Origin of the sequence: Mucilaginibacter sp., assembly GCF_041088075.1 — a bacterium.
Taxonomy (GTDB): domain Bacteria; phylum Bacteroidota; class Bacteroidia; order Sphingobacteriales; family Sphingobacteriaceae; genus Mucilaginibacter_A.
Map to the genome: position 1 here is coordinate 111,848 of NZ_JBGCVY010000044.1, position 8,411 is coordinate 120,258.

General features: G+C 43.4%; 6 protein-coding genes and 1 other RNA gene. 3 read left to right on the forward strand and 4 right to left on the reverse strand.

Translation table 11 applies throughout. The features are described from left to right. Nucleotides 1-268 precede the first annotated feature (268 nt). Complete coding sequence (locus V5804_RS10780; RefSeq protein ID WP_369591392.1) at nt 269-1,180, forward strand: Gfo/Idh/MocA family protein; 912 nt, start codon at nt 269-271, stop codon at nt 1,178-1,180. Between the two features lie 521 nt (nt 1,181-1,701). Here the strand turns inward: V5804_RS10780 and V5804_RS10785 are convergent. Then, complete coding sequence (locus V5804_RS10785) at nt 1,702-3,081, reverse strand: sigma-54-dependent transcriptional regulator (protein ID WP_369591393.1); 1,380 nt, start codon at nt 3,079-3,081, stop codon at nt 1,702-1,704. Nucleotides 3,082-3,194: 113 nt separating this feature from the next. Then, an RNA gene (gene rnpB, locus V5804_RS10790) (RNase P RNA component class A) lies at nt 3,195-3,585 on the reverse strand. 154 nt (nt 3,586-3,739) lie between these two features. Between rnpB and V5804_RS10795 the strand changes: the two genes are divergently transcribed. Next, nucleotides 3,740-4,354: a DUF4142 domain-containing protein gene (locus V5804_RS10795; RefSeq protein ID WP_369591394.1), complete on the forward strand. Its 615-nt coding sequence runs from the start codon at nt 3,740-3,742 to the stop codon at nt 4,352-4,354. 269 nt (nt 4,355-4,623) lie between these two features. Continuing rightward, nucleotides 4,624-6,162, forward strand: a complete 1,539-nt coding sequence (locus V5804_RS10800; RefSeq protein WP_369591395.1) for a protease pro-enzyme activation domain-containing protein — start codon at nt 4,624-4,626, stop codon at nt 6,160-6,162. Between the two features lie 175 nt (nt 6,163-6,337). On the opposite strand, the gene V5804_RS10805 is transcribed toward V5804_RS10800, so the two are convergent. Beyond that, nucleotides 6,338-7,168 carry a hypothetical protein gene (locus tag V5804_RS10805; protein ID WP_369591396.1) on the reverse strand — a complete coding sequence of 277 codons (831 nt, stop codon included), beginning with the start codon at nt 7,166-7,168 and terminating at the stop codon, nt 6,338-6,340. A gap of 102 nt (nt 7,169-7,270) precedes the next feature. Beyond that, a partial coding sequence (locus V5804_RS10810; RefSeq protein WP_369591397.1) for an MBOAT family protein occupies nt 7,271-8,411 on the reverse strand: 1,141 nt, incomplete at its 5' end.

Below are 8,411 nucleotides of genomic sequence, written 5' to 3' on the forward strand. Positions count from 1 at the left end.
ATTTACTGCTTTGAATAAGATTTCTCCCGTTGGTCGAAATGACAACGCCACCAATTTTTGCATGGTAAAAGAAGCATGTGCTTATCTACTGCTTTGAATAAGATTTCTCCCGTTGGTCGAAATGACAACGCCACCAATTTTTTACCCGATAAAAGAAGCATTGGCCCAAGAAGAAAATTCTCTTTAATTTTTACCCGGAAAATTAGCGGCAAAACCACTTTTATCCGAATAAATTCCCTTTGTTTACAATCCATCTAAAATAACCCGCATGATCAAAATTGGCATCATTGGTTTGGGCGATATTGCCACAAAAGCGTACCTGCCGGTTTTAAGCAGCAAAGCAGGTTTCGATTTTCATTTGTGTTCGAGGAATGAAAACCGTTTGCAGCAGTTGGGCAATCAATATCGAATTTCAAACTTACATACAAATTTGGCTTCGCTGGTTACAAGCGGTATTCAAGCTGCTTTTGTACATGCCGCCACCGAAGCGCACTTCAATATAGTGAAGCAATTGCTGGAAGCCAACGTTGCCGTTTTTGTGGACAAACCTTTGACGATGGATTACCATTTATCCAAAGAGTTGGTAGAACTGGCCGAAGCGCGAAACGTATTGCTGATGGTTGGTTTTAACCGCCGCTATGCGCCTGTATATCAGCAATTAAAATTAGAAGAACCAATGTTGGTTTTGATGCAGAAAAATCGAAAGTCATTGCCGGATTTTACCCGGCGGTTTGTGGTGGAAGATTTTATTCACGTAGTTGATACCCTGCGTTATCTTTTTCCGTATCCAATTCAGGATTTGCTGGTTCATGGCATTAAAAAAGGCGGGTTGCTGCATCAGTTAGTGGTTCAGTTTGTTGCTGAAAATGGCGCCGTTGCCATCGGCATCATGAACCGAGATACGGCAACAACCGAAGAAAAAGTGGAAGTGATGACGGCCAAACACAAACGCGTAGTTTATAATGTATCCGATTTGGTGATCGAAGAAAACCGGAACAGTATCCGCACCGCAACAAACGATTGGGAACCGACCTTGCACAAACGCGGTTTCAAACAAATGGTGGATGATTTTTTGCAGGCCGTTGTGCACAAAACTTCAACCCAAATTTCCGCACGCGATGCTTTGTTTACCCATGAAATTTGCGAGCGTATTGTGGAAGATTTGGAGGCAGACTTGTAAAGTTGTTAAACCATAACCCCAATTGCCTTTTTTGGAATATTTCCTGCCTGTTTTTCATGCTTCTTTTATGCCATCAAAATTGGTATCTTAAATTTTGGCTAAAGCCAATCCTTATTCGATCTTATCCACGGCCTGAAGGCCATGGCAATGAAGAAGCGATAACTGCATAAATTCGTAGGATTAGTTGTTACGGGGGGCTTATAAATTTGTAAAAAATCCGGCCAAATTGCCACGGCCTTCAGGCCGTGGGATATGTAGATTTAGGTTTGGCTTTAGCCAAAACATCACGAAATGAAACTTAATTAGGCCCTTAAAGAAATATATCAATTAAAATGTAACCATTGTGAAAATGAAAACGTACAATTGCACCAGCTATCAAAAACTAAAACCGTTTTAAGGTAGTCCATTCCTGCTGATCCTTGCCCGTTGCAAAACGGGCTTTTTGTTTTTCGGACAAAAAAAGCCGGAAAATTTTCCCGGCCTTCACCAATTTTTAGGTGGTAAAAGAAGCATTGGCAATTTTAGTTCTCGCCGCGCTTCAACCCAAACTTTTCAATTTTACTGTACAAATGGCTGCGTTGGATGTCAATATCATCGGCGGTTTTAGAAACGTTCCAGCCATTTTTTTCAAGCTTGAATTTGATGTATTCGCGCTCGGCAAAATCCTTGTATTCCTGGAAGCTTTTGAAGTTGTCGAAATCCGGCTGTGCAGAAACGGCTTGATGCGCAACCGCAACCGGGGCCGATGGGTTGGCAAAAGCTTTTACATCTGCATCGGTAATTGTTTTGTCGCTCAGGATGATCAAACGCTCGATCATGTTGCGCAGTTCGCGGATGTTGCCCGTCCAAGGCAAAGCTTTTAAGGCTTCCATGCCCGCCTCCGAAACCTTTTTTACCGGCATGCCATAATCGGTGCAAACCTCTTCCAAAAAACTTTTGGTGAGGAGCGGGATATCATCGCGCCTATCCGAAAGTGGCGGCACATGGATCAGGATCACACTTAAACGGTGGTACAAATCCATCCGGAAATTGCCGGCTTCGATCTCTTTCAGTAAATCTTTGTTGGTTGCGGCCACCACGCGCACGTCCACATCAATTTCTTTTTCGCCGCCCACGCGTGTAATTTTGCTTTCCTGCAAGGCACGCAATACTTTGGCCTGTGCCGAAAGGCTCATATCGCCAATTTCATCCAAAAAAAGCGTGCCGCCGCTGGCCGATTCAAACTTGCCGATGCGTTGTTTTACGGCCGAAGTAAAAGAGCCTTTTTCGTGGCCAAACAATTCGCTCTCAATCAGTTCTGAAGGAATGGCCGCACAGTTTACCTCGATCAAAGGTGCATCGCAGCGGTGCGATTTTTCGTGCAGCCAGCGGGCCACCAGTTCTTTTCCGCTTCCGTTTGCGCCGGTAACCAGTACACGGGCTTCGGTTGGCGCCACGCGGTCTATCGTTTCTTTTATTTTGCCAATGGCTTGCGAATTGCCCAGGATTTCGCGTGTTTTAGAAACTTTTTTCTTTAAAACTTTCGTTTCCGAAACCAGCGAGCCGCGGTCCAAACCATTACGTACGGTAATGAGCAAACGGTTTAAATCCGGTGGTTTGCTGATGAAATCAAAAGCGCCTTTTTTGCTCGCTTCAACCGCTGTTTCTACCGTTCCATGGCCAGAGATCATGATAAAAGGCAGGTCGGGTTTTACGGCAAGCGCTTCGGTAAGCACTTCCAAACCGTCCATCCGGTTCATTTTAATATCGCACAAAACTAAGTTGTAATCGCCCTTTTTGATCAGGTTGAGCGCATCAACGCCGTTATCTACATCATCTACCTGATAATCTTCGTACTCCAAAATTTCCCGAAGCGTACTCCGTATGGCACGTTCATCATCTATAATCAGAATTTTCGACATTGATTTTTATTGCTTAAAAGGAGTATTGGTTTTTTCCGGCCGCTAAGATAGAAGTTTTGGGCTTTAAAAATCAAACCCTCTCCATGTTGCAGAAAAGGGTTTGGTGTAAAAAACCGGATAGCAAACCTGTAAGCCGGGTTCTGTGCCCGGTTGCCCGGGTTTCTGCCATTTATCTGGGATGATGGTCGCCCACCACCTCGATCAGCCTACCCGTTCCGGCGTTGCGTGGCAACAAAAGCGGGCCGCTTTTTGTGGTTGCCGGAACCTATTTGGCCTTTCAGCTCCTGAGGTTTGCCGCAAGGCATGTTGCCATGCCAGGCCGTGCGCTCTTACCGCACGTTTTCACCCTTGCCGCCGATAAATCGGGGCGGTTTGTTTTCTGTGGCACTTGCTGTCGCCCATCCGGAAATGGCGCCTTCCCGTTAGGAAGCAGGATGCCCTGCGCTGCCCGGACTTTCCTCCCCGAAGGGAAAAACCCAACGGAGCGGCAGAACGTTTTGCTGCTGGCGAAGATAGTGATTTTTTTAGGTAGGAGGTATGAGGTAAGGGGTATGAGGTAAAACCCGGGTTTGAAAGCGTACCTCAAACCTCAAACCTTTTCCCAAACAAAACATTTTCCAAAGAGTTAATAGCTTTAAAAACAGATAAAAACTTCGACATGAAAAAATATAACCACTACTTATTGCTTGCAGCTTCTTTATTCGTAATTTCCTGTGGCCAAAGTGATGCCAAAAAGGAGCAGGCCCAAAAAGATGCTTTGGGCGATACCGTAAAAACCACCGATGTATTGCAGGTTGGCACGGGCGATGCCGGTTTTGCTTATAAAGCCGCTGCCAGTGGCATGATGGAAATACAATTGAGCGGCTTGGCGCAACGAAACGCATTGAACCAGCAGGTAAAAAACTATGGCGCGATGATGGTAAAAGACCATACCAAAACCAGCACCGAACTGAAAAACCTGGCCAACAGCAAAAAACTGACTTTGCCTGTGGCCTTGGAAAAAGATGTGCAAGACCGCGTAGATTCAATGAGTTTGCAAAGCAGCGCCGGTTTCGATTTAAAATATATGGAGATGATGGTGCAGGCGCACAAAAAAGATGTGGCCGAATTTGAAAAAGCAACCACCACCGTAAAAGACCCGGATTTGAAAGCTTTCGCCGTAAAAAACCTGCCGATTTTAAAAATGCACTTAAACGAAGCGGAAAAATTGAACGCCTCGCTTAACAAAAAAAATGACGCCAACAATGCCAAAAATGCCGGTGCCCAAAAGTAAGCTTATTTTAGGCCGGTAAAAGAAGCATTGGTTTTTAAACTGAAAAAGCCGTATTTTCCTCAAAACAAATTGATTGTTGACTTGGGAAATATGGCTTTCTTTTTTACCCATTATTTAAAGGGGGATTGATCGAAAGCTGATACTTCTTTTACCGGCATATTTTCAGCCTCAACCAAAAAAATACTAAAAATATTAGTAATTTCAATATTGATTTTTTACTTTAGCAGAACTTAATTCGAGCATTTCTTCTAACAAAAAAATTGACCAGCATGAAAACAGCAAAAAAAGTTGCCTTGAAAGGAAGCTACAGGCCAACGCCCAAAAACGAACTGAAACCAATTGATTCGGAAGCTTTTATAGAAGTTACCGTCCGCATTCGCAGAAAAAGATCAATAGATGAGGCCATAGCCAAAGGCGAAATTATTGCCCGGGAAAACTATTCGCAGGAATTTGGCGCTTCGCAGGAAGATGCCGAAGCGGTGGAAACGTTTGCACACGAGCATCATTTAACCACGGTTTTGGTAGATTTGGCACGCCGAAGTGTTATTTTGAAAGGCAAGATCAGTGATTTTGAAGCAGCTTTTGCCGTAAACCTGCATTTGGAAAAGCAGCAAGGAACGGAATTTAGGATCAGGACGGGCGATATCCATGTGCCTGCGGAACTGGCCGATGTCATCACCGGTGTTTTCGGTTTTGATGAACGCCCGGCAGCGCGGCCGATGTTCCAGGTTTACAAACAGGACGGCAAAATTGTAAACCATGCGGCCGGAACACCATCTTACACTGGCGACCAGTTGGCCAAAATTTACGGTTTCCCCACCGGCGTAACCGGGAAAGGGCAGTGCATCGGCATCATCGAGCTGGGCGGTGGCTACAAAACTACCGACATCACCAATTACTTTAAAAACCTGGGCATTAAAAAACCGGTGGTAAAAGCAGTATCGGTTGATGGCGGCAAAAACGCACCAACTACGGCAAACAGTGCCGACGGTGAAGTGTTGCTGGATATTGAAGTGGCCGGGGCCGTAGCGCCCGAAGCAAAAATTGTGGTTTACTTTGCGCCGAACACCGATCAGGGTTTTCTGGATGCCATTACCACGGCCGTGCATGACACGATCAACAAACCTTCTGTAATTTCCATCAGTTGGGGTTCGGCAGAAGCAAACTGGACGCCACAAGCTTTGACCAATTTTAACGAATCTTTTAAAGCAGCGGCCGTTTTGGGCGTAACCATTTGTGCTGCCGCTGGCGATGGCGGATCGGCCGATGGCGTAACCGATGGCAAAGTACATGTGGATTTTCCTTCGTCCAGTCCGTATATTTTGGCTTGCGGCGGCACCAAGTTGTTGACCGATGCCAGCAATAAAATCACCTCCGAAACCGTGTGGCACGCTGCCAGCGATTCGGCAACCGGCGGCGGCGTAAGTGATGTTTTTCCGCTGCCCGATTATCAGGCCAATGCCAATGTCCCGGCTTCTTTAAACACCAAATTTAAAGGCCGCGGCGTGCCCGATGTTGCCGCCGATGCCGACCCAAGTACAGGCTACAAGGTTTTGGTGGATGGCCAGCAACTGGTTTTTGGCGGAACAAGTGCCGTTGCGCCGCTGATGGCCGGCTTGATTGCGTTGATCAACCAGCAAAAAGGCAAAGCGGCAGGTTTTATCAACCCAACCATTTATGCAACGCCAAACGTGTGCCGCGATATTACCATTGGCGATAACAAAACCACCAAAACCAACACCGGTTACACGGCCGGCCCGGGTTGGGACGCTTGTACCGGTTTGGGCGTTTTGTCGCAATTGCCATAAAATATAGTGCTAAAAGAAGCATTGCTGTTTTTTGTCATCTCGACCGCAGGGAGAGATCTTCTTCAAAGTGCTAAATATCAAACTGAAACAAGATTTTAGGGCGATAAAAGAAGCATTGGAAATTTGAAAGAAGATTTCTCCCGTTGGTCGAAATGACAGCAGGCTACAAATCAATTTATCTTTTAACCACTTTTTTCAAATCCTGTATCAAATGTTTGGTTCGATAATCTACACCTTTTTTAGTTAAATGATAAGGCGTATCAAAAATCAAACTGTCAGGAATAATGTATTCTTCGGGAGAAGAAATCAACAAAAAATGATTGTTTATTAATACTTCTTTTACCTGCTTAATTTGGGCAACAGATTTTTGATAAGATGAATATTGATAACCCGGAAATGTAACATACAATTTTGCTTTTTTTTGATAAACTTCATTTCTAAAATTTAGCAAAGCTTGCAATGCATCCAAGTTAAAACTTTCTTGAATTGCCGGATAAGGTTTTGGGTTTTCTCCTGGTAATTTCCAATGTGCAGTTGCATCGCCATAAGTGTTAAAAGCGGCACGGTCGTATCGTCCAACGCCTTCATTTTTTGGAAACTTGTAAAATAATAAAATTGGCCGAAGTTTGGATTGTGCGTATTCCGGCAACAATTTCACCAATGTGAAAACTTGTTGGTAATCAAGCAGTTTTCTGCTTTGTGGTACAATATCGGTTACCAATGAAAGCAGTTCGCCTTCGCCATTGGCCAGGTTTCCGTAAAACTGTTGGTATTCTGAAGATAAAACAACAATGTCGCCGGGCTTGATATATTGCAAAGTGTTGGCCAGCATATATTTCAACCCAATATTAGCATGAACGCCCGTGTTAATTGGATTGATATTTAGCGAATCTTTGATCGTTTTACTATCCAAACCATAAGCCAAGTTAGAACCGCCAACAAAAATAAGGCAAGGGCTTGGCGTATTTTTTAAAAGTTTGTTTTTGTCAATTTGGGTATAAAGCATGTTTTGCCTGCCCAATTTTGCAGGTATAAAAAGTGCTGCAACCAATAAAATTACAAGTAGGAAAACAAAAAGCAGTGTTTTGAACAGGAATTTTTTCAGCATCTAAAATTGAAAGTAAATAAACTGCCGTTGAGAAAATTCTCCAAAAACCACAATCATAATTAACAAAATATAATAAACTGACCAACGCAACCAAACAGGTTTGCACGCCAGTTCTTGTACAATGCTTCTTTTACCTTGCAAATATTGGACTGTTTCCAAAAATACAATCAACAATACCGACAAAGCCATTTCTTTGTTGTTCAATCCATAATCTTGTAAAACCGGCAAATGGTTTGTAATGCGATTAATCACATCCGGGATTCCGGTAAAAATATGTTTAACAATATAAAAAGCACTGTGCAAATTATCTGCACGAAAAAAAATCCAGGCAAATGCAACCAGCAAAAAAGTGGTCAAAGTTGATAAAAACGGAATTTTATCCAGTAAAAGAAGCTTGTTGGTTTTCTCCCGAAAGTTTTTGGTGATTATTGCAAAGATCAGGTAAAAACCATGCAAAGCGCCCCAAATGATATACGTCCAATTTGCGCCGTGCCACAAGCCGCTTACCAGGAAAACAATAAACAAGTTGAAATACCAGCGTGGGATGGTAACCCGGTTTCCACCTAATGGAAAATATAAATAATCACGAAACCAAGTAGATAAGGAAATGTGCCAGCGTTGCCAAAACTCATGTAATGTTTTTGCCTGATAAGGTTTGTTAAAATTGATCATCAACCTAAAACCCATTACCCTTGCAATTCCAATCGCCATATCCGAATAGCCTGAAAAATCGCAAAAGATTTGAAAAGCAAAAAACACGGTCGCCAAAATCAAACTGAAACTATTGAAATGTTGCGGATGATTGTAAACAGAATCCACCACAATTGAAAGCCGGTCGGCAATCACCACTTTTTTAAATAAACCCCAGGCTGCCAATTTCAATCCGCTGGTAACTTGTATGTAATTAAAATTGTGTTTTTCCCTGAATTGGTATAAAATATTTTGCGGCCGCTCAATTGGACCGGCCACCAACTGCGGATAAAACATGACATACAAAGCATAAATACCAAAGTGTTTTTCGGCAGGATGGTTGCCGCGATAAACTTCTATTGTATAACTCATGGCTTGGAAAGTATGAAAAGATAAGCCAATCGGCAACAAAATAGACAGGTATGGAAGTGGGTTTTTTGTTCCGAATCCC

What these genes read in the sequence shown, in the direction of transcription:
- V5804_RS10780 (WP_369591392.1), top strand. Translation starts at nt 269, where the DNA reads ATGATCAAAATTGGCATCATTGGTTTGGGCGATATTGCCACAAAAGCG.
- V5804_RS10785 (WP_369591393.1), bottom strand. Translation starts at nt 3,081, where the DNA reads ATGTCGAAAATTCTGATTATAGATGATGAACGTGCCATACGGAGTACG.
- V5804_RS10795 (WP_369591394.1), top strand. Translation starts at nt 3,740, where the DNA reads ATGAAAAAATATAACCACTACTTATTGCTTGCAGCTTCTTTATTCGTA.
- V5804_RS10800 (WP_369591395.1), top strand. Translation starts at nt 4,624, where the DNA reads ATGAAAACAGCAAAAAAAGTTGCCTTGAAAGGAAGCTACAGGCCAACG.
- V5804_RS10805 (WP_369591396.1), bottom strand. Translation starts at nt 7,168, where the DNA reads ATGCTTTATACCCAAATTGACAAAAACAAACTTTTAAAAAATACGCCA.